The organism is Streptomyces durocortorensis, from assembly GCF_016901035.1.
GTDB classification, from domain to species: domain Bacteria; phylum Actinomycetota; class Actinomycetes; order Streptomycetales; family Streptomycetaceae; genus Streptomyces; species Streptomyces durocortorensis.
In genome coordinates, this window is record NZ_JAFEUF010000486.1 from 1 (window position 1) to 584 (window position 584).

General features: G+C 78.8%; 1 protein-coding gene. It reads right to left on the bottom strand.

The window, feature by feature from the left end:
- Positions 1 to 79 precede the first annotated feature (79 nt).
- Positions 80 to 454 carry a hypothetical protein gene (locus JS521_RS35625; protein WP_307848017.1) on the bottom strand — a complete coding sequence of 125 codons (375 nt, stop codon included), beginning with the start codon at positions 452 to 454 and terminating at the stop codon, positions 80 to 82.
- Between the last annotated feature and the right edge of the window lie 130 nt (positions 455 to 584).

A 584-nucleotide genomic window follows, 5' to 3' on the forward strand; every position in this document is an offset into this window, starting at 1 on the left:
CTCCAAGAGGGTGCGGGCAGGGGGAGGGGCACGGCCGCTGTGTCGTCCGGGGCCGGCCGCCGGGTGAGGGGCTGTGGGGTCAGGGGGTGGTGATGGTGGTGCGGGCGGCGTCGGCGAGGAGCACGGTCAGTTCGTGGCCGGTGTCGACGGCGGCCGCCAGGCGCTCGATGAGCTCGGTGTCCAGGCCCCGGTGGCGGGCGCCGATCAGCAGGCCCTCCAGGTAGTGGACGTCGGCCAGGACGTCGCGGCGGACCTCCAGAAGACCGGGCTGCACGTGCAGCTCGTCGGTGTTCCAGGCGGCGGCCTCCGTCGCGTGGTCGGCGGCGTCGCGGTTGGCGGCCGCGGTCTGCTCGGCGAGCACCTGGTGCAGCTGCTCGGGGTCGGTGTGGACGCGGGACCAGCCGGGAGAGGTGAGGGCGGCCAGGGCTTGCTTGAGGGTGCGTCGGACGGACACGGTGACCTCCAAAAAGGCGGGCAGAGGGGCGGGGGCCCCGCCCCCGCCGGGGGGGGGGGGGGGGGGGGGGGGGGGGGGGGGGGGGGGGCCGGGGCCGCGCGGCGGGGGCGGGGGGGGGCGGCGGGGGGGG